The organism is Streptomyces sp. NPDC031466 (assembly GCF_055581265.1).
Window position 1 is genome coordinate 435,099 of sequence record NZ_JBVIJT010000005.1, and the last position, 24,032, is coordinate 459,130.

General features: G+C 68.6%; 21 protein-coding genes. 9 read left to right on the forward strand and 12 right to left on the reverse strand.

Annotation, left to right across the window (positions count from 1 at the left end):
* The 7 genes from gyrA to dnaA all read right to left on the reverse strand — a co-directional run bounded on the left by gyrA (window position 1) and on the right by dnaA (window position 11,658).
* Window positions 1-2,604 (reverse strand): DNA gyrase subunit A, encoded by a 2,604-nt coding sequence (gyrA, locus tag ACZ5GP_RS14035; RefSeq protein WP_468751082.1) that lies wholly within the window; start codon window positions 2,602-2,604, stop codon window positions 1-3.
* A 43-nt stretch (window positions 2,605-2,647) separates the two neighbouring features.
* The gene (gene gyrB, locus ACZ5GP_RS14040) at window positions 2,648-4,717 is read right to left on the reverse strand and encodes a DNA topoisomerase (ATP-hydrolyzing) subunit B (protein ID WP_358578074.1); all 2,070 of its coding nucleotides are present in this window, start codon (window positions 4,715-4,717) and stop codon (window positions 2,648-2,650) included.
* Window positions 4,718-4,982: 265 nt separating this feature from the next.
* Window positions 4,983-5,534 (reverse strand): DciA family protein, encoded by a 552-nt coding sequence (locus ACZ5GP_RS14045; RefSeq protein ID WP_468751083.1) that lies wholly within the window; start codon window positions 5,532-5,534, stop codon window positions 4,983-4,985.
* Complete coding sequence (gene recF, locus ACZ5GP_RS14050; protein ID WP_468751084.1) at window positions 5,531-6,652, reverse strand: DNA replication/repair protein RecF; 1,122 nt, start codon at window positions 6,650-6,652, stop codon at window positions 5,531-5,533. The genes ACZ5GP_RS14045 and recF overlap by 4 nt, the downstream gene beginning before the upstream one ends.
* Before the next feature lie 52 nt (window positions 6,653-6,704).
* Complete coding sequence (gene gnd, locus ACZ5GP_RS14055) at window positions 6,705-7,580, reverse strand: phosphogluconate dehydrogenase (NAD(+)-dependent, decarboxylating) (protein ID WP_468751085.1); 876 nt, start codon at window positions 7,578-7,580, stop codon at window positions 6,705-6,707.
* An 89-nt stretch (window positions 7,581-7,669) separates the two neighbouring features.
* Window positions 7,670-8,800: a DNA polymerase III subunit beta gene (gene dnaN, locus ACZ5GP_RS14060; protein WP_468751086.1), complete on the reverse strand. Its 1,131-nt coding sequence runs from the start codon at window positions 8,798-8,800 to the stop codon at window positions 7,670-7,672.
* A gap of 932 nt (window positions 8,801-9,732) precedes the next feature.
* Window positions 9,733-11,658 (reverse strand): chromosomal replication initiator protein DnaA, encoded by a 1,926-nt coding sequence (gene dnaA, locus ACZ5GP_RS14065; RefSeq protein WP_468751087.1) that lies wholly within the window; start codon window positions 11,656-11,658, stop codon window positions 9,733-9,735.
* Between the two features lie 339 nt (window positions 11,659-11,997).
* On the opposite strand from dnaA, the gene rpmH reads away from it, so the two are divergent.
* The 9 genes from rpmH to ACZ5GP_RS14110 all read left to right on the forward strand — a co-directional run bounded on the left by rpmH (window position 11,998) and on the right by ACZ5GP_RS14110 (window position 18,903).
* Complete coding sequence (gene rpmH, locus ACZ5GP_RS14070) at window positions 11,998-12,135, forward strand: 50S ribosomal protein L34 (RefSeq protein WP_003967884.1); 138 nt, start codon at window positions 11,998-12,000, stop codon at window positions 12,133-12,135.
* A 21-nt stretch (window positions 12,136-12,156) separates the two neighbouring features.
* Window positions 12,157-12,528, forward strand: a complete 372-nt coding sequence (gene rnpA, locus ACZ5GP_RS14075; protein ID WP_468751088.1) for a ribonuclease P protein component — start codon at window positions 12,157-12,159, stop codon at window positions 12,526-12,528.
* Window positions 12,525-12,881 (forward strand): membrane protein insertion efficiency factor YidD, encoded by a 357-nt coding sequence (gene yidD / locus ACZ5GP_RS14080; RefSeq protein ID WP_358578091.1) that lies wholly within the window; start codon window positions 12,525-12,527, stop codon window positions 12,879-12,881. The genes rnpA and yidD overlap by 4 nt, the downstream gene beginning before the upstream one ends.
* A gap of 3 nt (window positions 12,882-12,884) precedes the next feature.
* Complete coding sequence (gene yidC, locus ACZ5GP_RS14085) at window positions 12,885-14,189, forward strand: membrane protein insertase YidC (RefSeq protein WP_468751089.1); 1,305 nt, start codon at window positions 12,885-12,887, stop codon at window positions 14,187-14,189.
* Window positions 14,190-14,203: 14 nt separating this feature from the next.
* A complete protein-coding gene (locus ACZ5GP_RS14090) occupies window positions 14,204-14,722 on the forward strand; it encodes a Jag family protein (RefSeq protein WP_468751090.1) in 519 nt (172 codons plus the stop codon).
* Window positions 14,723-14,820: 98 nt separating this feature from the next.
* Window positions 14,821-15,543: a 16S rRNA (guanine(527)-N(7))-methyltransferase RsmG gene (gene rsmG / locus ACZ5GP_RS14095; protein WP_358578098.1), complete on the forward strand. Its 723-nt coding sequence runs from the start codon at window positions 14,821-14,823 to the stop codon at window positions 15,541-15,543.
* 247 nt (window positions 15,544-15,790) lie between these two features.
* Entirely contained in the window at window positions 15,791-16,867 is a 1,077-nt protein-coding gene (locus ACZ5GP_RS14100) for a ParA family protein (RefSeq protein ID WP_358578216.1), read from the forward strand.
* A complete protein-coding gene (locus tag ACZ5GP_RS14105; RefSeq protein WP_468751091.1) occupies window positions 16,864-17,979 on the forward strand; it encodes a ParB/RepB/Spo0J family partition protein in 1,116 nt (371 codons plus the stop codon). Before ACZ5GP_RS14100 ends, ACZ5GP_RS14105 begins: the two co-directional genes overlap by 4 nt.
* Before the next feature lie 306 nt (window positions 17,980-18,285).
* Complete coding sequence (locus ACZ5GP_RS14110; RefSeq protein ID WP_468751092.1) at window positions 18,286-18,903, forward strand: GNAT family N-acetyltransferase; 618 nt, start codon at window positions 18,286-18,288, stop codon at window positions 18,901-18,903.
* Window positions 18,904-19,014: 111 nt separating this feature from the next.
* On the opposite strand, the gene trxA is transcribed toward ACZ5GP_RS14110, so the two are convergent.
* The 5 genes from trxA to ACZ5GP_RS14135 form a co-directional block, all read right to left on the reverse strand.
* The gene (trxA, locus tag ACZ5GP_RS14115; protein WP_358578104.1) at window positions 19,015-19,347 is read right to left on the reverse strand and encodes a thioredoxin; all 333 of its coding nucleotides are present in this window, start codon (window positions 19,345-19,347) and stop codon (window positions 19,015-19,017) included.
* Window positions 19,348-19,386: 39 nt separating this feature from the next.
* Complete coding sequence (gene trxB, locus ACZ5GP_RS14120; protein WP_468751093.1) at window positions 19,387-20,349, reverse strand: thioredoxin-disulfide reductase; 963 nt, start codon at window positions 20,347-20,349, stop codon at window positions 19,387-19,389.
* 128 nt (window positions 20,350-20,477) lie between these two features.
* Window positions 20,478-21,455: an anti-sigma factor gene (locus tag ACZ5GP_RS14125; RefSeq protein ID WP_468751094.1), complete on the reverse strand. Its 978-nt coding sequence runs from the start codon at window positions 21,453-21,455 to the stop codon at window positions 20,478-20,480.
* Entirely contained in the window at window positions 21,452-22,189 is a 738-nt protein-coding gene (sigM, locus tag ACZ5GP_RS14130; protein WP_468751095.1) for an RNA polymerase sigma factor SigM, read from the reverse strand. The genes ACZ5GP_RS14125 and sigM overlap by 4 nt, the downstream gene beginning before the upstream one ends.
* Window positions 22,190-22,223: 34 nt before the next feature.
* Entirely contained in the window at window positions 22,224-23,939 is a 1,716-nt protein-coding gene (locus ACZ5GP_RS14135) for a protein kinase family protein (protein ID WP_468751096.1), read from the reverse strand.
* Between the last annotated feature and the right edge of the window lie 93 nt (window positions 23,940-24,032).

A 24,032-nucleotide genomic window follows, 5' to 3' on the forward strand; every position in this document is an offset into this window, starting at 1 on the left:
CTACTCGGCCGAGGAGTCCGTGCCCTCGTCCGTACCGATGGCCGGCTCGATGCCGTCCGGGTCGTCGACGACGATGTCCCCGTCGACTTCCTCGGCCTCGCGGCCGGCCTCGGCGTTACGAGCGATGCCGACGACGGCATCGCGCTTGCCCAGGTTGATCAGTTGGACGCCCATGGTGTCACGGCCCGTCTCCCTGACCTCGTTGACTCGCGTACGAATCACACCACCGCCCAGCGTGATGGCGAGGATCTCGTCCGTCTCCTCGACCACCAGGGCGCCCACGAGTTCGCCGCGGTCCTCCACGATCTTGGCGGCCTTGATGCCCAGGCCACCGCGACCCTGCACGCGGTACTCGTCGACATTGGTCCGCTTCGCGTACCCACCGTCGGTGGCGGTGAAGACGAACGTACCGGGCCGGACGACATTCATCGAGAGCAGCTCGTCGCCGTCGCGGAAACTCATGCCCTTCACACCCGACGTGGCGCGGCCCATCGGGCGCAGCGCGTCGTCCGTTGCGGTGAACCTGATCGACTGGGCCTTCTTGCTGATGAGCAGCAGGTCGTCCTCGGCCGACACCAGCTCGGCGCCGATCAGCTCGTCGTCCGAACCGTCGTCCGTCTCGCGGAGGTTGATGGCGATGACACCGCCCGAGCGGGGCGAGTCGTAGTCCTTCAGCGGTGTCTTCTTCACGAGACCGCCCTTGGTGGCGAGCACCAGGTAGGGCACCGCTTCGTAGTCGCGGATCGCGAGGATCTCGGCGATCTGCTCGTCCGGCTGGAAGGCGAGGAGGTTCGCCACGTGCTGGCCGCGGGCGTCGCGGCCGGCGTCGGGCAGCTCGTACGCCTTGGCGCGGTAGACGCGGCCCTTGTTCGTGAAGAACAGCAGCCAGTGGTGCGTCGTCGACACGAAGAAGTGGTCGACGATGTCGTCCTGCTTCAGCTTCGTGCCGCGCACGCCCTTGCCGCCGCGCTTCTGCGAGCGGTAGTCCTCGGTCTTGGTGCGCTTGATGTAGCCGCCGCGGGTGATCGTGACGACGATGTCCTCTTCGGCGATCAGGTCCTCCATGGACATGTCGCCGTCGAAGGGCACGAGCGCGGAGCGACGGTCCTCGCCGAACTTGTCGACGATCGCCGCGAGCTCGTCGCTGATGATCTGGCGCTGCTTCTGGGGCGAGGCCAGGATCGAGTTGTACTCGTTGATCTTTGCCTGGAGCTCGTCGTGCTCGGCGACGATCTTCTGGCGCTCCAGGGCGGCGAGCCGGCGCAGCTGCATCTCGAGGATGGCGTTGGCCTGGATCTCGTCGATCGAGAGCAGGCCCATGAGGCCCTCGCGCGCGACGTCGACGGTCTGGCTGCCGCGGATGAGCGCGATGACCTCGTCGATGGCGTCCAGGGCCTTGAGCAGGCCGCGCAGGATGTGCGCCCGCTCCTCGGCCTTGCGCAGCCGGAACTTCGTGCGCCGGACGATGACCTCGACCTGGTGCGTCACCCAGTGGCGGATGAACGCGTCCAGCGAGAGCGTGCGCGGCACTCCGTCGACCAGGGCCAGCATGTTGGCGCTGAAGTTCGACTGGAGGTCGGTGTGCTTGTAGAGGTTGTTCAGCACGACCTTGGCGACCGCGTCCCTCTTCAGGACGATGACCAGGCGCTGGCCGGTGCGCGAGGACGACTCGTCGCGCACGTCGGCGATGCCGCCGACCTTGCCGTCCTTGACCAGGTCGGCGATCTTCTGCGCGAGGTTGTCGGGGTTGGTCTGGTAGGGCAGCTCGGTGACCACCAGGCACTGGCGGTTCTGGATCTCCTCGACCGCGACGACCGCGCGCATAGTGATGGAGCCGCGGCCCGTGCGGTAGGCCTCCTCGATGCCCTTGCGGCCCACCACGAGGGCGCCGGTCGGGAAGTCGGGGCCCTTGATGCGCTCGATGAGGGCGTCCAGCAGCTCCTCGTGCGAGGCGTCGGGGTGCTCCAGGGCCCACTGCGCGCCCGCCGCGACCTCGCGGAGGTTGTGCGGGGGGATGTTGGTGGCCATGCCGACCGCGATGCCCGCCGAGCCGTTGATCAGCAGGTTCGGGAAGCGCGCCGGCAGGACCGTCGGCTCCTGGTTGCGGCCGTCGTAGTTGTCCGTGAAGTCGACGGTGTCCTCGTCGATGTCGCGGACCATCTCCATGGCCAGCGGCGCCATCTTGCACTCGGTGTACCGCATGGCGGCCGCCGGGTCGTTGCCCGGGGAGCCGAAGTTGCCGTTGGAGTCCACCAGCGGCATCCGCATCGACCACGACTGGGCGAGGCGCACCAGGGCGTCGTAGATCGAGGAGTCGCCGTGCGGGTGGTACGTGCCCATGACGTCGCCGACGACGCGGGCGCACTTGTAGAAGCCCTTCTCGGGGCGGTAGCCGCCGTCGTACATCGCGTACAGGACGCGGCGGTGGACGGGCTTCAGGCCGTCGCGTACGTCGGGCAGCGCGCGGGACACGATGACGGACATCGCGTAGTCGAGGTAGGAGCGCTGCATCTCCGTCTCGAGCCCGACGGGCTCGACACGCATGCCCACACCGGGAACGACAGGTTCCTCTTCGGGCGTCACAGGGGTGTTCTCGTCGGCCATTGCTGGTCAAAGTCCTTTCGAGGTGCGGCTTGTACGGGCCGACTCAGATGTCGAGGAAGCGAACGTCCTTGGCATTGCGCTGGATGAACGAGCGCCGTGCCTCGACGTCCTCTCCCATCAGCACCGAGAAGAGGTCGTCGGCCTGTGCCGCGTCGTCCAGGGTGACCTGGCCGAGCACGCGGTGCTCCTGGTCCATCGTGGTGATGCGCAGCTCCTCGGCGTTCATCTCGCCGAGGCCCTTGAAGCGCTGGACCGAGTCGTCCCTGATGCGCTTGCCGGCCTGGCGGCCGATCTCCACCAGGGCGTCGCGCTCGCGGTCGGAGTACGCGTACTGGAAGTCGTCCCGCGACCACTTGATCTTGTACAGCGGCGGGCGCGAGAGGTAAATGTGCCCGTTCTCGACCAGCGGCCGCATGAAGCGGAACAGGAACGTCAGGAGCAGCGTGTTGATGTGCTGACCGTCGACGTCGGCGTCCGCCATCAGGATGATCTTGTGATAGCGGAGCTTCTCGATGTCGAAGTCCTCGTGCACACCGGTGCCGAAGGCCGAGATGAGGGCCTGGACCTCCTGGTTGTGCAGGATCTTGTCGATGCGCGCCTTCTCGACGTTCAGGATCTTGCCTCGGATGGGCAGGATCGCCTGGTACATCGGGTCGCGGCCGGACTTCGCCGAACCACCGGCGGAGTCACCCTCGACGATGAAGATCTCGCACTTCGTCGGGTCGTTCGACTGGCAGTCGGAGAGCTTGCCGGGCAGGGACGCCGTCTCCAGCAGGCCCTTGCGGCGGGTCAGGTCGCGCGCCTTGCGGGCGGCGACGCGGGCCGTGGCGGCCTGGATGCCCTTGCGGATGATGTCGACGGCCTCGTTGGGGTTGCGGTCGAACCAGTCCGTGAGGTGCTCGTGGACGACCTTCTGCACGAAGGTCTTGGCCTCCGTGTTGCCCAGCTTGGTCTTCGTCTGGCCCTCGAACTGGGGCTCGCCCAGCTTCACGGAGATGATCGCCGTCAGACCCTCGCGGATGTCCTCGCCCGTGAGGTTGTCGTCCTTCTCGCGGAGCAGCTTCTTCTCGCGCGCGTAGCGGTTCACCAGGCCCGTCAGCGCGGCCCTGAAGCCCTCTTCGTGCGTACCGCCCTCGTGCGTGTGGATCGTGTTCGCGAAGGAGTACACACCCTCCGTGTACTGCGAGTTCCACTGCATCGCGATCTCGACCGAGAGCAGGCGGCCCTTGTCCTCGGCCTCGATGTCGATGACGGTCGGGTGGATGACCTCGCCCTTGCGGGAGTTGAGGTACTTCACGAAGTCGACGATGCCGCCTTCGTAGTGGTACGTGACCGTGCGGGCCTCGGCGGCCTCGTCATCGGTCGCCTCGGCCGAGTCCGCACCCGCCGTGGCCTTCGCCGACTCGCGCTCATCAGTGAGTTTGATCGTCAAACCCTTGTTGAGGAACGCCATCTCCTGGAAGCGCCGTGCCAGCGTCTCGAAGGAGTACTCGGTGGTCTCGAAGATGTCGCCGTCGGCCCAGAAGGTGACCGAGGTGCCGGTCTCGTCGGTCGCCTCGTGCCGCTCCAGGGGGGCGGTCGGGGCGCCCGTCTTGTAGTCCTGCGTCCAGCGGTAGCCGTCGGTCTTGATCTCGACGGAGAGCTTGGTGGACAGGGCGTTCACGACGGAGACGCCGACGCCGTGCAGACCACCGGAGACGGCGTAACCGCCGCCGCCGAACTTGCCGCCCGCGTGCAGCACGGTGAGCACGACCTCGACGGCCGGCTTCTTCTCGACCGGGTGGATGCCCACCGGGATGCCACGGCCGTTGTCGATCACGCGCACGCCGCCGTCGGCGAGGATCGTGACGTCGATCGCGTCCGCGTGGCCGGCGAGGGCCTCGTCCACGGAGTTGTCCACGACCTCCTGCACCAGGTGGTGCAGACCGCGCTCACCGGTGGAACCGATGTACATGCCGGGTCGCTTGCGGACCGCGTCCAGACCCTCGAGGACGGTGATCGCGCTGGCGTCGTACGAGGGCGGGGCCTCGACGGTCTCGCCGGCGGCGGTGGACGGGATGTTCTCGTTGGGGTTGCCGGAATCGGCCACGAAGCGCCCTTTCTGGCACAGCACAAGCCAAGCTCCCGGCGGTGGCCGGAGCGGCTGCGTCGTTCAGCGATAGTCAGCGTTGCTCGGTGCGTCCCACAAGTGGGGCGGGATTAGCTTCCAGTCTACCGGTAGCACTGACATTGATGGGGGCTTGCCGGTACCTGAGTCCTCATGTGCCGCCCTGAACCGGACTCGGCCGACTCCCCATATACGGAACGGGGCTCCAGAGGGCTCACAGCGGCACTCAGCGCTTCGAGCCGTCAACCCCCAGCAACCGCCGCCGACAGGCTCAGCCGTAGGTGTCGCCGGGGCCCGTGCTGCCCGGTGCGCGCAAGGGTCCGAAGCGGTGCGCGGGCCCCCCGGGACCGAGCACCTTGATGAGGCGCACGGTGCCGTGGCCCAGGTCCTCGTTGAGGCGGGCGACCAGCTGGGGGGCCATGAGGCGCAGCTGGGTGGCCCAGGCCGTGGAGTCGCACTGGACGGTCAGGACGCGCTCGTCCTCGTCGTACTTCTGTGGGACGCAGTGCTTGGCCAGGTCGTCGCCGACGATCTGCGGCCAGCGGCCCATCACACCGCCGACCGCGGCCGGCGTCTCCCAGCCGCGCTCGGTGATCAGCCGGTTGATGGCGGAGCCGAGCGGCAACGGATCGCGGCCGTCGGCGCGGGCTCCGGAGCGCAGTCCGCCGCGGCGGGCCTGCTTCTTCTGCTGCGCGGCGTCGCCACGCGCGCGGGCCTGTTCTTTCGCGGCGCGCAGGGCGACGCGGGCGAGGTCGACGCCGGAGGGCTCCGGCGTCTTCCGCGCTCCCTCGGGCTCACCTTTGGCGGGCTTCTCCTGGCTCATACGCGGTCCACCGCCCCGTCCGCCACCGCGAACCGCGTGCCTGCGAGCACGCCCGGGACGTCGTCGTCCACCGCGGCCGTGACCAGCACCTGCTCCCCGGGGGCCACCAGTTCCGCGAGCCGCTCCCGGCGGCGGGCGTCCAGCTCCGCGAAGACGTCGTCGAGGACGAGCACCGGCTCATTGCCCTCGGCCCTGAGCAGGTCGTACGAGGCGAGGCGCAGCGCCAGGGCGTACGACCAGGACTCACCGTGGCTCGCGTACCCCTTGGCGGGGAGCTGGCCCAGCTTGAGCAGCAGGTCGTCGCGGTGCGGGCCGATCAACGTCACGCCCCGCTCGATCTCCTGCTTGCGCGCCTCCTCGAGGGCGGCGATCAGCTGTTCGTAGAGCGCCTCGCGGGTGTGGCCCTCACCGGGCGCGGAGGGCTTGTACTCCAGGGCGACGGGTCCACCGCCGGGGGCCAGCTGTTCGTATGCCTTGTCGGCCAGCGGCTGGAGCGCCGAGATCAGATCGAGCCGCTGCGCCAGCAGCTCGGCGCCCGCGCGCGCGAGGTGCTGATCCCAGACGTCGAGCGTGGACAGGTCCATGGAGCGTCCGCCGTGGCGCCGGGCGAGCGCGGCCGACTTCAGGAGGGTGTTGCGCTGCTTGAGGACCCGGTCGTAGTCCGAGCGGACGCCTGCCATGCGCGGGGAGCGGGCGGTGATCAGCTCGTCGAGGAAGCGCCGCCGCTCACCGGGGTCGCCCTTGATCAACGCCAGGTCCTCGGGCGCGAAGAGCACCGTGCGCACGATGCCCAGCACGTCCCGCGGCCTGACCTGCGAGGAGCGGTTGACGCGGGCGCGGTTCGCCCTGCCGGGGTTCAGTTCGAGTTCGATCAGCTGCTGCCGCTCGCCCTGGCGGACGTTGGCCCTGATGACGGCCCGCTCGGCGCCCATGCGCACCAGCGGGGCGTCCGAGGAGACGCGGTGGCTGCCGAGCGTGGCGAGGTAGCCGACGGCCTCCACGAGGTTCGTCTTGCCCTGGCCGTTGGGGCCCACGAACGCGGTGACGCCCGGATCGAGTGGGACCTCGACCCGGGCGTACGACCGGAAGTCGGCCAGCGACAGATGCGTGACGTGCATGGTGTGCGCCGACCTCCCCCGGCAAGCCTGTGCTCGACGCACAGGCTGTGGATTACTTCTTCTCGACCGCGTGGCCGCCGAACTGGTTGCGCAGCGCGGCGATCATCTTCATCTGCGGCGAGTCGTCCTGGCGGGACGCGAAGCGGGCGAAGAGGGACGCGGTGATCGCCGGGAGCGGGACCGCGTTGTCGATGGCCGCCTCGACGGTCCAGCGGCCCTCTCCGGAGTCCTGCGCGAAGCCGCGCAGCTTCTCCAGGTGCTCGTCGTCGTCCAGCGCGTTGACCGCGAGGTCCAGCAGCCAGGAACGGATGACCGTGCCCTCCTGCCAGGAGCGGAAGACCTCGCGCACGTCGGTCACCGAGTCGACGGCTTCCAGCAGCTCCCAGCCCTCGGCGTAGGCCTGCATCATGGCGTACTCGATGCCGTTGTGGACCATCTTCGCGAAGTGGCCCGCGCCGACCTTGCCCGCGTGCACCGATCCGAAGTCGCCCTCGGGCTTGAGCGCGTCGAAGACCGGCTGCACCTTGGCGACGTCTTCCTTGTCGCCGCCGTACATCAGCGCGTAGCCGTTCTCCAGGCCCCAGACGCCGCCGGAGACGCCGCAGTCCACGAAGCCGATGCCCTTGGCCTTCAGCTCCTCGGCGTGCTTCTCGTCGTCCGTCCAGCGGCTGTTCCCGCCGTCCACGACGACGTCGCCGGGCTGGAGGAGCTCGGACAGCTCGTCGATGGTCGACTGGGTCGCGGCACCGGCCGGGACCATCACCCACACGACCCGCGGACCCTTGAGCTTGCCCACAAGCTCTTCGAGGCTGTGGACATCGGCGAGGTCCGGGTTGCGGTCGTATCCGATGACGGTGTGACCTGCGCGGCGGATGCGCTCGCGCATGTTGCCGCCCATCTTGCCGAGGCCGACGAGACCGAGCTCCATCAGTGGTTCCTTCACTAGCGACGTGGCGTTACGGCACTTTCGTACCTGCGTCCGAGCCTACGCCCGGACGCACGCACACACCTGTGGGCTCAGCCGCTCAGACGTACCGGCATGATCAGGTACTTGTAGGCGTCGTCCGCCTCGGCGTCCAGGGCCGGCCTGCCGCTCAGCAGCGCCGGCTTCGTGGAGGTCGTGAAGGACAGCTGGGCGACCGGGGAGTCGATCGCGCTCAGGCCGTCGAGCAGGAACGTCGGGTTGAAGGCGATCGAGATGTCGTCGCCCTCGAGCTGGGCGTCGACCCTTTCCACAGCCTGTGCGTCGTCGCTGGAGCCGGCCTCCAGGATCAGCACCCCCTGCTCGAAGCTGAGCCGCACCGGGGTGTTCCGCTCGGCCACCAGGGCCACACGCTTGACGGCCTCCACGAAGGGGACGGTCTCGATGACGGCCACCGAGTTGAACTCGGTCGGGAAAAGCGTGCGGTACTTCGGCAGGTCGCCTTCGAGGAGACGCGTGGTCGTACGCCGACCCGCTCCCTCGAAACCGATCAGGCCCTCGCCCGCGCCCGAGCCGGACAGCGCCAGGGTGACCGTGTCGCCGCTCGTGAGCGCCTTGGCGGTGTCCAGGAGCGTCTTGGCCGGGACCAGGGCGACGGCGGACGCCTCGGGGTCCTCCGGCTTCCACAGGAACTCGCGGACCGCGAAGCGGTAGCGGTCGGTGGAGGCCAGGGTGACCGTGTCGCCCTCGATCTCGATGCGTACGCCGGTCAGCACCGGCAGCGTGTCGTCGCGGCCCGCGGCGATGGCCACCTGGGCGGCGGCGGAGGCGAAGACCTCACCGGGGACGGTGCCCGTGGCGGTCGGCATCTGCGGCAGCGCGGGGTATTCCTCCACAGGAAGCGTGTGGAGTGTGAAGCGCGAGGAGCCGCAGACCACCGTCGCCCGTACACCGTCTGTGGAGATCTCCACCGGGCGGTTGGGGAGCGCGCGGCAGATGTCCGCGAGCAGTCGGCCCGAGACGAGGACCGTGCCTTCCTCGTCCACCTCGGCGTCCACCGAGACGCGTGCCGAGACCTCGTAGTCGAAGCTCGACAGGCTCAGTGCGCCTTCCTCGGCCTTCAGCAGCAGGCCTGCGAGGACGGGCGCAGGCGGCCGGGCCGGGAGGCTGCGCGCCGCCCAGGCCACCGCCTCCGCGAGTACGTCGCGTTCAACCCGGATCTTCACCGTAAGCCGCCCTCCTGCTGTTGCTGGCTGCTCTCGCCCGCTGGGCCTGTGGCCCTCGTCGTCTGACTCGGTGTCTCTCAGCCATGCCGTGGGAAGGACACCGGGGTCCAGTCTGACGCACCGCACTGACAGTCGGTGCCCGTCGGGGTCAAGTCGTGGCAAGCGGCCTCGGAGCTCCGCGGGGCGAGTTGTGCACAGGCCCCACTTCCAAACGATTTCCCCGGACTCTCTAGTTGGGAGTAGTAGTAGGGCCTGTGGAAACCGTGGATAACCGTGTATGCGCTGGTCAGCACCGGTTTTTTATCCACCGAGCCTGTGGGCGGAGCCCGTGGACAACCGGGTGTTTCTGTGGACGGGCGAAAGTTCTGCACACCCGATGCACAGGCAGGGGCCACTTCTCCCCAGCGCTGTCCCCAGCTTTACCCCGCTTCCCCACAGGCCAACCCGGCACCTTGGTGTGACGCCTTTCACTCGACCCGGTGAGGGGGCGCGTCGCGTTGCCGAACAGTGGACAGCCGTGTGGAGAAGCTGGGAAAAGCTGGGGACAACAGCCTCCTGCCTGTGGGCCGCCGGTGGACAACGTCGTGCACACCCTGTGGACGGAAATTTCATCCACACCCTGTGGATAGTCTTCGTCCACGAATCCACAACCAGCTGACCTGGCCTGATGATCTCTCAGCCGCGCTGCCTGTGGACAGTGTCTGGACAACTTTCCAGTCCCCAGGGTGTGGACGCGAAAAAGTGCCGACATCTGTGGAGAACCCCCGTCTGAGCTGGGGAAATCGAACAAAGAGGGCCGGCCGTACGAGGGTCTTGTGCGGTTGGAACGGGCTTCCCACGCCTCCGAACGGGCCCCACGCACGCGTGGGCAACGAAAAAAGGCGCCCCGGAAGGTGTCCCGGGGCGCCCTCAGCGACGTGTCGCAGCGGCTGTCAGCCGTTCTTGATGCGGTTGGTGAGCTCGGTGACCTGGTTGTAGATGGAGCGCCGCTCGGCCATCAGAGCGCGGATCTTGCGGTCCGCGTGCATGACGGTCGTATGGTCGCGGCCGCCGAACTGCGCCCCGATTTTCGGCAGCGAGAGGTCGGTCAGCTCCCGGCACAGGTACATGGCGATCTGGCGGGCCGTCACCAGCACGCGGCTGCGCGAGGATCCGCACAAATCATCCACTGTGAGCCCGAAGTAGTCCGCGGTCGCCGCCATGATGGCCGTCGCCGTGATCTCCGGAGCCGCGTTCTCGCCGCCCGGGATCAGGTCCTTGAGGACGATCTCGGTGAGCCCCAGGTCCACGGGCTGGCGGTTCAGCGACGCGAACGCCGTGACCCGGATCAGCGCGCCCTCCAGCTCGCGGATGTTCCGCGAGATCCGCGACGCGATGAACTCCAGGACCTCCGGCGGGGCGTTGAGCTGCTCCTGTACCGCCTTCTTACGGAGGATCGCGATACGCGTCTCCAGCTCGGGCGGCTGGACGTCGGTGATCAGCCCCCACTCGAAGCGGTTGCGCAGCCGGTCCTCCAGCGTGACCAGCTGCTTGGGCGGCCGGTCGCTGGACAGGACGATCTGCTTGTTCGCGTTGTGGAGCGTATTGAAGGTGTGGAAGAACTCCTCCTGGGTCGACTCCTTGTCCGCGAGGAACTGGATGTCGTCGACCAGCAGGATGTCCATCTCGCGGTAGCGCTTGCGAAAGCTGTCGCCCTTGCCGTCGCGGATGGAGTTGATGAACTCGTTGGTGAACTCCTCGGAGCTCACGTACCGCACGCGCGTTCCGGGGTACAGGCTGCGGGCGTAGTGCCCGATCGCGTGCAGCAGGTGCGTTTTGCCGAGTCCCGACTCCCCGTAGATGAAGAGGGGGTTGTACGCCTTCGCGGGCGCCTCCGCGACGGCCACCGCGGCCGCGTGTGCGAAGCGGTTGGACGCGCCGATGACGAAGGTGTCGAACAGGTACTTGGGGTTGAGCCGGGCGGTCGGCTCGCCGGGTCCCGTCGCGGGCGCCGGCTGCGCGGCCAGCGGGCCGGGGGCGCCGCTGGACGAGTTGCGGCCGACCGGGCCGCCCCGGTGCACTCCGTGGCCGCCGTGCCCCTCGTTGCCCCGGTGATCACGCGGATCGCGGTGGTCGCGAGGATCACGGTGGTCGCGGGGGTCCCCGGACGAGTCGGACATGTCGTGCCGCTCGCGGCGGTCCTGCGACTCCGAGCGCTGCTGCTCGTACGGGGAGCGGTCCTGCGGCTGCGAGCGGTAGTCGCGCTGCGGCTGCTGGACCGGGTTCGCGTACGGGTCGCGGTCGGGGAAGCCGAGCCGGGGCTGCTGCCAGCCGTAGTCGTCCTGCCGCTGCGGCTGCGGCCAGGCGCCGGGGCCCGGGCGCCGGTAGTCCGGGTAGGCGGGCCGGGCGGTCGGCATCTGATCGCGGGAGCCCTGGTGCTCGTCCGAGGGGCGGCGCCCGTAACTCTCGTAGCCGTCACGCCCCTGGCCCGAGCCGGAGGGCAGCTCGGGCTCCTCGTAGCGCTGCTGCTGCTGGCCCTGCTGCTGGTGCTGGATCGGCGGGCCGGCCGGTTCGCCGACGGAATCGTCGACCGTGATGGCGATGCGGATCGGGCGGCCGCACTCACGGCTCAGCGTCTCGCTGACCACAGGGGCCAGACGGCCCTCCAGGACGCCCTTGGCGAATTCGTTCGGCACGGCGAGCAGCGCGGTGTCGGCGACCAGCGCCAAGGGCTGGCAGCTCCTGAGCCACCGCTCGTCCTTCGCCTCGACGCCTTGGCCCCGCCCCTCACCCAGCAGATGTTCCAGAACTCGTGGCCACACTGCGGCAAGATCGGCAGGTACATCAGCCACAGGGCACGCTCTCTCACGGGGTCCCACGAAGGTGTGGTTCTTGGGACGGAAATCGGGATGGGGAGGGGGAAGGGAACGAATCGGAGTTCAGCCAAGGTAGTCAGGGCGACGGCTGCGGTTCAAGTTGTTGTCCACAGGCTGTGCACAGTGTCTCCCTCCAGCGGTCGGTTTGACCGGATGGCGTAGCCCCGCGTACCGTGACCAGGTCGAGTTGTCGATGGCTGCTGCCGCCTGCCTCCGATGGGCAAAGATCACGATCTGTGATTGTGAAGCGGTGCACTCGGTGCGTATTCGCGAGCTTCTCGTGGGCGCACGGTGACAGCCAGGCGATGTCCCGCCACCCACGATCATTTCTGGAGCCCCCGAGTGAGCAAGCGCACCTTCCAGCCGAACAACCGCCGTCGCGCCAAGACCCACGGCTTCCGCCTGCGGATGCGCACCCGCGCCGGCCGCGCGATCCTCGCCAACCGTCGTGGCAAGGGTCGCTCCAGCCTGTCCGCCTGATCTCAGTCAGGTCATGACGTCGTGCTGCCTACCGAGCATCGGCTGAGGCGGCGCGAAGACTTCGCGACCGCGGTACGCCGAGGACGCCGGGCCGGACGCCCGCTTCTCGTCGTCCATCTACGCAGCGGTGCAACGGACCCGCACGTGCCTGGGGAGAGCCTTCCCCCGACACGTGCGGGTTTCGTCGTCAGCAAGGCCGTGGGTGGAGCAGTCGTACGCAACAGTGTGAAGCGCAGGCTTCGCCACCTCATGCGCGACCGGCTGGCCTCCGTGCCCCCCGGTAGCCTGGTAGTCGTACGAGCGCTGCCCGGAGCGGGCGACGCCGACCATGCACAGCTGGCCCGAGACCTGGACGCCGCCTTGCAGCGGCTGCTGGGAGGGGGCGCGCGATGAAGTACCCGCTGCTGGCCCTGATCAAGCTGTACCAGTGGACGATCAGTCCGCTTCTGGGTCCGGTCTGCAAGTACTACCCGTCGTGTTCCCGCTACGGCTACCTGGCCATCGACCGGCACGGTGCGCTCAAGGGCACGGCGCTCACCGCCTGGCGCGTCCTGCGGTGCAATCCGTGGTCGCTCGGTGGTGTCGACCATGTTCCGCCGCGCAAGCGTCCGCGGTGGCACGAGATGCTGCGCGCCGCCTGGCGCGAACGCAAGGGCGGGCCCTCCGCCGCAGGCGCGCCGACCGGGCCTCCTCCCCCGAGCACGGCCGCCGAGACCGAGACCCCGTCCCATGCTCAAGGAGCCTGATTAGTGGACACGATTGCCAGCCTCTTCAGCTTTATCACGACACCAGTTTCGTGGGTCATCGTCCAGTTCCACTCGGTGTACGGGAAGCTCTTCGGCCCCGACACGGGCTGGGCCTGGGGCCTGTCCATCGTGTCCCTGGTGATCCTGATCCGAATCTGCCTGATCCCGCTCTTCGTGAAGCAGATCAAGGCCACTCGGGCCATGCAGACGCTGCAGCCCGAGATGAAGAAGATCCAGGAGCGCTACAAGAGCGACAAGCAGCGCCAGTCCGAAGAGATGATGAAGCTGTACAAGGAGTCGGGCACCAACCCGCTCTCCTCGTGCCTTCCCATCCTGGCGCAGTCGCCCTTCTTCTTCGCCCTGTACCACGTGCTGAACGGCATCGCGACGGGCAAGACGATCGGGGTCATCGACCAGGGTCTTCTGGAGAGCGCGCGCAAGGCACACATCTTCGGTGCTCCGCTGGCCGCGAAGTTCACGGACAGCGCCGACAAGGTCGCCTCGCTCAGCGCCTCGATGACGGACGTCCGCGTCGTCACCGCGATCATGATCATCATGATGTCGGCCTCGCAGTTCTTCACCCAGCGCCAGCTGATGACGAAGAACGTGGACACCACGGTCAAGACGCCGTTCATGCAGCAGCAGAAGATGCTGATGTACGTCTTCCCGATCATGTTCGCCGTGTTCGGCATCAACTTCCCCGTCGGTGTCCTCGTCTACTGGCTGACCACCAACGTGTGGACCATGGGCCAGCAGATGTTCGTGATCCGCCGGAACCCGACGCCGGGCTCCAAGGCCCAGGCGGCCTTCCTGGAGCGTCTGCAGAAGCAGATCACCCACACCAAGAAGGTGCGGGGACGGGGCAACACGAACGTCATCAAGGCGATCGTCGCCAAGGGCCGTGACCGCAACGAGTTCGAGCGCAAGTTCATCAACGGTCTGACCAAGGCGGGCCTCGCGGCCCAGGCCGACGGCACCGTGGTGGAGAGCGAGACCGCGGTCGCCACGCCGACCGAGGACGGTGCCACCGCCGCCGGTGGCCCCAAGCGCCAGCAGCCCAAGCGCCAGAGCAAGGCCAAGCGCCAGACCGCCACCGTGCAGGGCGCCACCAGGACGGACGCCGAAGAGGCGCCCAAGACGTCGCTGGAGAAGGCTCAGGTCCAGCCCGAGGACGCCGCCCCCAAGGCCAAGCCGACGGGCGGCGACACGACGGGCACCAAGCCCGGCTCCGGTACCCGCAGCAAAGCCAAGTCGGGACAGCAGCGCAAGGGCCAGCCGCGGCCCAAACACCCGTCCTCCAAGAAGTAGAAGGAGCCCATCCCGTGACGGAAGGCACCACCACCACCTCCGCCGCTGCCGAGGCTGGCGACACTCTCACGCGCCTCGAGCAGGAGGGCGAGATCGCGGCGGACTACCTCGAGGGTCTGCTCGACATCGCCGACCTCGACGGTGACATCGACATGGACGTCGAGGCCGACCGGGCCGCTGTCTCGATCATCAGCGACACCGCCAGCCGTGACCTGCAGAAGCTGGTCGGGCGCGACGGCGAAGTCCTGGAGGCCCTCCAGGAACTCACGCGCCTGGCCGTGCACCGCGAGACCGGTGACCGCAGCCGCCTGATGCTGGACATCGCGGGCTACCGCGCCAAGAAGCGTGAGGAGCTGTCGGAGCTGGGCGCCACGGCCGCGGCCGAGGTGAAGAGCTCCGGCGAGCCGGCCAGGCTCAAGCCGATGACGCCGTTCGAGCGCAAGGTCGTGCATGATGCGGTCAAGGCCGCCGGTCTGCGCAGCGAGTCCGAGGGCGAGGAGCCGCAGCGCTTCGTCGTCGTGCTCCCCGCCTGAGCGACACCGCTCTTCCCGGCCCCGTCTGTCCGCAGGCGGGGCCGGTCTTTGTCAGCCCGATAGTCACCACCCCAGTGCGGTACGGAAGGACGGTCCCCGTGACGGAGGCAGCGGAGCTTCCCCCGGCGCCTGAAGAGGCGCGGACGGTATTCGGCGATCGCTTCACGGACGCGGTCCGGTACGCGGAGCTGCTCGCCGATGCGGGAGTGCAGCGAGGCCTGATCGGCCCCCGGGAAGTACCCCGGCTCTGGGAGCGGCACCTGCTGAACTGCGCGGTGCTCTCCGAGGTCGTGCCCGAGGGCGTCACGGTCTGCGACGTCGGCTCAGGTGCCGGGCTTCCCGGCATCCCGTTGGCGCTGGTCCGCCCGGATCTGAAGATCACCCTCCTTGAGCCGCTGCTGCGGCGCACGAACTTCCTCACCGAGGTCGTCGAGCTGCTCGGGCTCGACCATGTGACGGTCGTGCGCGGCCGTGCCGAGGAAGTCCTCGGCAAGCTGCCTCCGGTCCATGTGGTGACCGCGCGGGCCGTCGCGCCGCTGGACCGGCTGGCGGCCTGGGGCGTACCCCTGCTGCGCCCGTACGGGGAGATGCTTCTCCTGAAGGGCGACACCGCCGAGGAAGAGGTCAAGGCCGCGGGGTCCGCCCTGAGCAAGCTCGGCGCGGTGGGCACCTCGGTCCTGCACGTCGGGGAGGGCGTGGTGGACCCCCTGTCCACGGTTGTACGGGTCGAGGTCGGGGAGAGCCCGGGCGGAGTGCGCTTCGCGGCCAAGCGGGCCAAGGCCGCCCGCACGGGCCGCACACGCCGCCGTCGCCACGGCTGACGCAGGGCCGTAGAAGCGGGTCCATACGTACGCATACCGGGGTGTCGCAGCAGCGGCACCCCGGTTGCCGTGCATCGTGTTTCACGTGAAACGTCGCTCACTGCTGCATGGCATCATCAATCGCGGCCGCGCTGCGGAACCTCGCGACCGCCGTCCCCTCGGTTCCCTCGATAGGGGAACGGAGTTGTCCACAGAGGTGGATTCGTCCACAGATCACCGGGCCTCGCTGGTTCATGAACCTCAAAGCATGGGAGGCTCTGTTCATTGTGAGCCTGATGTCGAGGAGAGTGAATCCTTGCGGTCCGACGCCAACATCGCGGGACCGATGACCGATCCGGTCCCCGGTCCCCGTACCGAATCGGCGGGGGAGGATGTTTCACGTGAAACACCGACCCCGATGGACGACACACCCATCGGCCGTGCTGCCCAACTGGCGGTGGAAGCGCTTGGTCGCGCGGGAGAAGGCCTGCCACGCCCCGAGCAGACCCGCGTCATGGTCGTCGCCAACCAGAAGGGCGGGGTGGGCAAGACGACGACGACCGTCAATCTCGCTGCCTCGCTCGCCTTGCACGGCGCACGCGTCCTGGTCATCGACCTCGACCCGCAGGGCAACGCCTCCACCGCTCTCGGTATCGACCACCACGCCGAAGTGCCGTCCATCTACGACGTCCTGGTCGAGAGCAAGCCGCTCTCCGACGTCGTGCAGCCGGTGCCGGATGTCGAAGGCCTCTTCTGTGCCCCGGCCACGATCGACCTTGCCGGTGCGGAGATCGAGCTGGTGTCGCTGGTGGCGCGGGAGAGCCGGCTGCAGCGCGCGATCCAGGCCTACGAGCAGCCGCTGGACTACATCCTCATCGACTGCCCGCCGTCCCTGGGGCTGCTGACGGTCAACGCCATGGTGGCGGGCGCCGAGGTGCTGATCCCCATCCAGTGCGAGTACTACGCGCTGGAAGGACTCGGCCAGCTCTTGCGCAACGTCGACCTCGTACGGGGGCACCTCAACCCGCACCTGCATGTCTCGACGATCCTGCTCACCATGTACGACGGCAGGACCAGGCTCGCCTCCCAGGTGGCGGACGAAGTGCGCAGCCACTTCGGAAAGGAAGTGCTGCGAACCAGCATCCCGCGCTCGGTCCGCATCTCGGAGGCGCCGAGCTACGGCCAGACGGTGCTTACCTACGATCCGGGATCGAGTGGCGCTCTTTCCTACTTCGAAGCAGCACGCGAGATCGCGCTGCGCGGGGTCGGAGTGCACTACGACGTACAACACGCCCACCCGGGCGCGCAGAACGACCAGCACAGCACGACGGAGGGGATGCAGTGAGCGAGCGACGGAGGGGACTGGGGCGAGGTCTCGGTGCCTTGATCCCTGCGGCTCCGACAGAGAAGCAGGTACCGCAGAGCGCTGCGGGAGCCTCGACCTCTCCGACGGCTGTGCCGGTACTCACCGCAGAGCGAGGGGTGGCCGCCGCGAAGGTGACGGCGCTCCCGCAGAGCACCGTTTCACGTGAAACGGTGGAGCCGCCCCGACAGGCGGCAGCGGCCCAGGAGAATACGCCGGCGGCCGGTGCTTACTTCGCTGAGCTGCCGTTGGACTCCATCACTCCCAACCCTCGGCAGCCGCGTGAGGTGTTCGATGAGGACGCCCTCGCGGAGCTGGTCACCTCCATCAAGGAGGTCGGCCTGCTCCAGCCGGTCGTCGTACGGCAGTTGGGCCCCACGCGCTACGAACTCATCATGGGTGAGCGGCGCTGGAGAGCCTGCCGGGAGGCCGGTCTGGAGCGCATCCCGGCGATCGTGCGGGCCACGGACGACGAGAAGCTCCTGCTGGACGCGCTGCTGGAGAACCTGCACCGTGCCCAGCTGAACCCACTGGAAGAGGCCGCCGCCTACGACCAGCTCCTCAAGGACTTCAACTGCACGCACGACCAGCTGGCGGACCGCATCGGCCGGTCCCGTCCGCAGGTCTCCAACACTCTGCGCCTGCTGAAGCTCTCCCCGGCCGTGCAGCGCAGGGTGGCCGCCGGGGTCCTCTCCGCCGGACACGCCCGGGCCCTGCTCTCCGTGGAGGACTCGGAGGAGCAGGACCGGCTCGCGCACCGGATCGTGGCCGAAGGCCTCTCGGTGCGTGCCGTCGAGGAGATCGTGACCCTCATGGGGTCCCGTCCCCAGAGCGCTCCGAAGGCCAAGGGGCCGCGTGCCGGTGCCCGGCTCTCGCCGGCGCTCAGCAGTCTGGCCACTCGTCTCTCCGACCGGTTCGAGACCCGGGTACGGGTGGACCTCGGACAGAAGAAGGGCAAGATCGTCGTCGATTTCGCCTCGCTGGAGGACCTGGAGCGCATCCTCAGCACGCTGGCTCCGGGTGAGGGCCCCGTCCTGAAGAACGGCCAGGTCGAGGACGCCCTGGAGGATACCTCCGAGGACCGCAGGGCCTAGCCACGCCAGTCGGCACCGCGAGAGCGGGCCGTGTCCGGTCTGTACCGGAACACGGCCCGCTCTTTGCTTTCCTACGGTATCGGTGGAATCACTTCGTGGATACGATGCGTTCGGGTATGGCGCATCCACCTGACGGCACCTCATTGGGGAGGCGGGGGCCATGCGAACGATGAGCCGCACCGGACTGATGACCGCGGGCCTGGGGCTTGGGGCGGTCGGCGGGTTCGTCGGCAGTCTGCTCCGGGAACGAAGCGCTCTGACAGCCGCCCGCAGTGTGGCGGGCGAGGAAAGTGAGGGACCGCCTTCATGGGGCGTCGGCTCGTACCGCTCACGCTGGACAACCTCCCGGACCTTCCCGAACGCTGCCGATCGTGCGTCTTCTGGGAACTGGACCCGGTCAGCGGCGAGGCCGCGGTAAAGGCCGGAACCTCAGAGGCGGAGAAGGAGGCGTGGATCTCCGCGGTCCTTCTGGAGTGGGGCTCCTGCGGCAGGGTCGTGTACGTCGATGATGTGCCGGTGGGCTTCGTGCTCTACGCTCCCCCCGCTTATGTTCCGCGCTCCACCGCGTTCCCGACGAGCCCTGTGTCGCCGGACGCGGTTCAGCTGATGACGGCATGGATCATGCCCGGGTATCAGGGCCAAGGGCTTGGCCGGGTGATCGTCCAGACGGTCGCGAAGGATCTGCTGCGTCGGGGATTCAAGGCGATCGAAGCCTTCGGCGACGCGCGGTGGGAGAAGCCGGCGTGTCTGCTGCCCGCCGACCACCTTCTGGCGGTGGGCTTCAAGACGGTCCGCCCGCACCCCGCCTATCCACGGCTGAGGCTGGAGCTGCGGACGACGATCTCCTGGAAGGAAGACGTCGAGATGGCGCTCGACCGGCTGCTGGGGGCGGTACAGAAGGAACCGGTGCTACGACCGCTCTGAGCGAGTGGGCCGAGCGCACCGCGTGGGGCAAACACAATGGGCCGGCCCCAGAGGGCCGGCCCGTTGTGTTTCACGTGAAACATCGCGTGACGCGTGAAACGCCGTCGTTGATCACTCGGCGATGAAGTCCGCCAGGTCACGCTCGAGCGCGGCCTTCGGCTTGGCGCCGACGATGGTCTTGGCGACCTCGCCACCCTGGTACACGTTCAGGGTCGGGATGGACATGACGCCGTACCTGGCGGCCGTGCCCGGGTTCTCGTCGATGTTGAGCTTGACGATCTCGATCTTGTCGCCGTGCTCGGCCGCGATCGCCTCGAGGGAGGGGGCGATCTGGCGGCAGGGACCGCACCAGGCAGCCCAGAAGTCCACCAGTACGGGCTTGTCGTTCTTGAGGACGTCCTCCTCGAAGGAGGCGTCGGTCACGTTCTTGAGGGTGCCGGCCACGGCAGTCTCCTTAACTTGGTGCGGTGGGGGAAGAGGGGGTCAGACGGTGGCAGCCGTCGCGGTCTCGCTGTCGGCGAGGGCGGCGAGGAAACGCTCGGCGTCGAGGGCGGCGGAGCAGCCGGTGCCGGCCGCCGTGATCGCCTGGCGGTAGGTGTGGTCGACGACGTCACCGGCACCGAAGACGCCGGTGAGGTTCGTCCGGGTCGACGGCGCCGCCACCTTCAGGTAACCCTCGTCGTCCAGCTCCAGCTGTCCCTTGAAGAGCTCCGTGCGCGGGTCGTGGCCGATGGCGATGAACAGGCCGGTCACCGGCAGCTCGGAGGTCTCGCCCGTCTTGAGGTTGCGCAGCGTCAACCCGGAAAGCTTCTGCTCGCCCTTGATCTCGGCGACTTCGCTGTCCCAGATGAACTTGATCTTCGGGTCGGCGAAGGCGCGCTCCTGCATCGCCTTGGAGGCGCGCAGGCTGTCGCGGCGGTGCACGATCGTCACGGACTTGGCGAAGCGCGACAGGAAGGTGGCTTCCTCCATGGCGGTGTCGCCGCCACCGATGACGGCGATGTCCTGGTCCTTGAAGAAGAAGCCGTCGCAGGTGGCACACCAGGAGACGCCGCGTCCGGAGAGCGCGTCCTCGTTCGGCAGGCCGAGCTTGCGGTGCTGCGAGCCGGTCGTGACGATGACGCTCTTCGCGCGGTGCACGGTGCCCGCGGTGTCCGTCACGGTCTTGATCTCACCGGTGAGGTCGACGGCGACCACGTCGTCGGGCACGAGCTCGGCACCGAAGCGCTCGGCCTGGGCACGCATGTTGTCCATGAGCTCGGGGCCCATGACGCCGTCCTGGAAGCCGGGGAAGTTCTCCACCTCGGTGGTGTTCATCAGCGCACCGCCGGCGGTGACGGCGCCCTCGAACACCAGCGGCTTCAGCGACGCGCGCGCGGTGTAGAGCGCCGCCGTGTAGCCGGCGGGCCCGGAGCCGATGATGATCACGTTACGGACGTCGGTCACGGCTTGATTCCTCGTCTCTGGGGACTGCTGCGTACTGCTGGTGGGTGCCTGTGTCAGGACTACTCACCCCACCCAACGGATCCTACGGGGCATGCATTCCCCGCCGTGCCCACGCGTACGAAGGCGTGTCAGCCCTGAGGGTAGGAATGCGTCAGCAGAACCTTGCCCGCGCTCGGTGAGGACTTGCCCACACAGGCGGCGTCGACGATGTAGGCGGAGACCTGGCCGGCGTCGGAATCGTGGGGCACCACGACGAGATACGCGCGCTTTCCCTCGTACGAGCCCTCTTCGGCGGCGAGCGGGGTCCTGGAGCCGATGCCGCGCCGGATGCACTCGGGGACCTGGACCGCCTCTTCGCGCAGCGGGGAGTCGGCCGTCGGGGACTCCGGGCTGGAGCGGGTGTCGAAGGACGGCTTGGACCCGTCCGACTTGCGGCCCCGCGACTCCTTGACCGGGCTCTTGGCCAACAGGTCGGCGACCTGCCCCTTGAGCTCGCCTTCGGAGAAGGAGTCCGCGGTTTTCTGCCGGTCCGCTGAGATGTTCGGGGAGTCATCGCCCAGGGTCTGCATCAGCAGGGACCCGAGGCCGATGGCAGCGGCGGTGAACACGGCTCCGAGTACGGCTGTACGGCGGCGGGTACGGCGTAGAGGCGCACCGCGCCCCGGACCGGTGGCCCCGCGCGGTCGCCCGGCAGGCCGGTCGCCGGAAGCACGGGGCATGGAGGCGGTGGTGGCAGCGGGCGCTGTTTCACGTGAAACATGCGGCGCGGCAGCGGATGCCGAAGGGGCGGGTGCCGAGGCGGCCGCTGCGGGCTCCGCCGCCGCGTCCGTCGAGGGGCCGTCAGGAGCGGTGGCGTCCAGCAGCGCTTCGGCGGCCAGCGCCGCATCGATCCGGCCCGCGACATCGGCTGGCATATGGGGCGGGCCGGGGAGCGTGCCGAGCAGGCCGCGGATCTCTTCCAGGGAGGCATGGACGTCGGCGCAGAGGTCACAGCTGTCGAGATGCCGCCGTACATCGCCCATGCGCGACGGGGAGAGCAGACCTTCGGTCAGGTCGGAGATCTCGGTGACCTCCGGGTGCCCGTCCGAGTCGGTCGTGGCTGTCACGCTCGCCCACCTCCGCCCTTCACCGCAGCTGAATCGCTTGGTCCCGCATCCCGTGGCCCTGCTGCCGGTGGGACGGATGTCCCCTGCGTCCGGTTCCTTCCTGAGCCGGGCCTCTTGTCCTTGCCGTCCTCGCCACCGTCGCCGTCGCGCGCACGTGTCTCCGAGCGCAGATGGGTGAGCAGCGGCAGCAGTCTGGCTCTGCCACGGGCACAGCGGCTTTTGACCGTGCCGGTGGGGACGTCCAGGACCCGGGCGGCCTCGGCGACCGGGTAGCCCTGCATGTCGACCAGGACGAGGGCGGCACGCTGGTCGTAGGGGAGCGTGCCCAGCGCCTCCTGGAGCTCCCGGTGCAGGTCGTTCCGCTCGACCGGGGCGGACGCCGACTCTTCTGGCTCCAGCAACTGTTCGAGGCGCTCGGTGTCGTCGAGCGGGGAGGTCTTGCGGGAAGCAGCCTTGCGGGCCCGGTCGAGGCAGGCGTTGACGGTGATCCGGTGCAACCAGGTCGTGACGGCGGACTGGCCGCGGAAGGTGTGCGCGGCACGGTAGGCGGAGACGAGGGCGTCCTGGACCGCGTCGGCGGCTTCCTCGCGGTCTCCCAGGGTGCGCAGTGCCACGGCCCACAGCCGGTCCCGGTGGCGGCGGACCAGCTCACCGAAGGCGTCCTTGTCGTGCCCGGAGACGTGGCGGGCGAGGAGCTCCTGATCGCTCAGGTCACCGTGCGCGGTGCCGTCCACTGTCGATCCCCTCCCCCCGTGCCACGCCGATCCCTCAGCCCTTGAACTTCACGTCCGCGATGGCCTGCTTGAATCCTGCTCTCTTGAAACCGTCGGGGCCGGACCGCGGAAGGGACGTCATCCACAGAAGCACGTACTGCGACTTCACGGGTTTCTTGGCCACGATCTTCGCGGTGTTGCCGGATGTCGTGGCGGCACCGATCTTCTTCATCGAGTCGATCGATGTCGTGGGTGTCAGCGAGTCCACGGCCAACAATGTGACCGTGGTCTCGGGACCGCTGTACAGAAGGGCTATGGACGCCTCGGAGACGTCCTGCTTCGAGCCGAGGTCGTACACGATGCCGACGCCGGGCTTGAACGGGGCGATCTTCGGTCCGTCGTCGAAGGTCCTGGTGCGCCAGAGCGTCGAATGGTCCTTGTCGTAGGTCTTCGCGACGGCACTCGGATCCTGGGCCACGCCCTTCAGGACGTACTCCTGGCCGTTCTCGATGCTGATCGGCTTCTTGGGCCTGAGACGGCCCTTGTCGTCGCCGTCCTTGGTCGTCTGCGTCGTGTTGGTGTCCGCGGAGTTCTCGCGGTCCATGAGGGCGTCCGCGAGCTGCCAGCTGCCGAGGCCGAGTGCGGCGATCAGCAGTGCTGACACGGCCCACTTGAGGGCCCTGCCGGTGCGGCTCTGCAGCGGGGCCGGCGGCGCGAGCACGGGCGGGGTGGCGCCGGGGTGGAGCGCGGGGCGGCCGTAGGTGCCCTGCTGGTACGTGGTGCGCTGGTACTCGGGCGGCGCGGTGAACGCCGGCTCCGGCGGGCGGATGCGGGGCATCTCGCCGATGGCCTTGACCAGCTCCTCCGGCGTCGTGCACGGCTGGTCCTGGCGGGATGCGGTCGCCCCGTCGTTGACGAGCGCCCGCATGGCGAGCTCGGAGAGGCCGCGGTGGACCCCTGCCCGCACCTGGTCGGGGGCGATGAGGCCGACGTCCTTGGGCAGCCCGGAGAGGCCGTAGGCGTCGTCCGCGTACGGCCAGCGCTGCGTCAGCGAGGCGTACAGCAGGGCGCCGATCGCCTCCGTGTCCGTGCGCTGCGGGGTCTCGGAGCTGATGCCGCGCAGCGCGGCGTTCACGGCGAGGCCGCGGATGCGGTACTGACCGGTGGAGGTGCGCAGCACGGCGCTCGGGGTCAGCCGCAGATGGGCCAGCCCTTCGCGGTGCGCGGCGGCCATGGCCTGGGCCACCTGGCTGACGAGCTGGTACGCGTCGTGCGCCTCCAGGGGACCGGCCGCGAGGACCGCGGTGAGTTCCGTGGCGTCCGGAAGCCATTCGTGGACGACGTAGACGAGGTCGTTCTCCTCGACCGCGTCCAGGACCTGCACGAACCGCGGGTCTCCGAGGAGAGCCGAGGACCGGGCCGCCGCCAGCACGGATCGCGCCCGTGCGTGGTTCGCGGGCAGCAGGTGTACGCCGACGGCGCGACGGAGTTTCTCGTCCACCGCGCGCCAGCTGCTGAAACCGTCCAGTCGAGTGACGCACTCTTCGAGTCGGTAGCGTCTGGCGAGCTTGTGGCCGCTGTGCAGTTCCGGGGGTGAGGAGGCCCCACGGCTCTTGGGCTTCCCGGTTTCCGCCGCGTCTTCGTCTGCTGCCGTGTCCCGCTCCCGGGTTAGGGCCACCCCGTCGGCCGTGGGCTGCTCCGCCTTGGCGGTCAGCGGCTCATCACCGCTGTTGTCTGCCACGTCGACGGCAGCCGTGCTCCGTTCCGCCACCGTCGTTCCTGCCTCCCCATCCATTGCGCTTCGTCAGACGCCAAAGCCAATTGTGCCCACAGTCCTGTGCTCTGCACGACACGCGGTCCCCGG

Bases quoted from the DNA above. Each gene is read 5' to 3' on its own strand.
- gyrA (WP_468751082.1), bottom strand. From the start codon at position 2,604: ATGGCCGACGAGAACACCCCTGTGACGCCCGAAGAGGAACCTGTCGTT.
- ACZ5GP_RS14045 (WP_468751083.1), bottom strand. From the start codon at position 5,534: ATGAGCCAGGAGAAGCCCGCCAAAGGTGAGCCCGAGGGAGCGCGGAAG.
- recF (WP_468751084.1), bottom strand. From the start codon at position 6,652: ATGCACGTCACGCATCTGTCGCTGGCCGACTTCCGGTCGTACGCCCGG.
- gnd (WP_468751085.1), bottom strand. From the start codon at position 7,580: ATGGAGCTCGGTCTCGTCGGCCTCGGCAAGATGGGCGGCAACATGCGC.
- yidD (WP_358578091.1), top strand. From the start codon at position 12,525: ATGAAGTACCCGCTGCTGGCCCTGATCAAGCTGTACCAGTGGACGATC.
- ACZ5GP_RS14100 (WP_358578216.1), top strand. From the start codon at position 15,791: ATGGGAGGCTCTGTTCATTGTGAGCCTGATGTCGAGGAGAGTGAATCC.
- ACZ5GP_RS14110 (WP_468751092.1), top strand. From the start codon at position 18,286: ATGGGGCGTCGGCTCGTACCGCTCACGCTGGACAACCTCCCGGACCTT.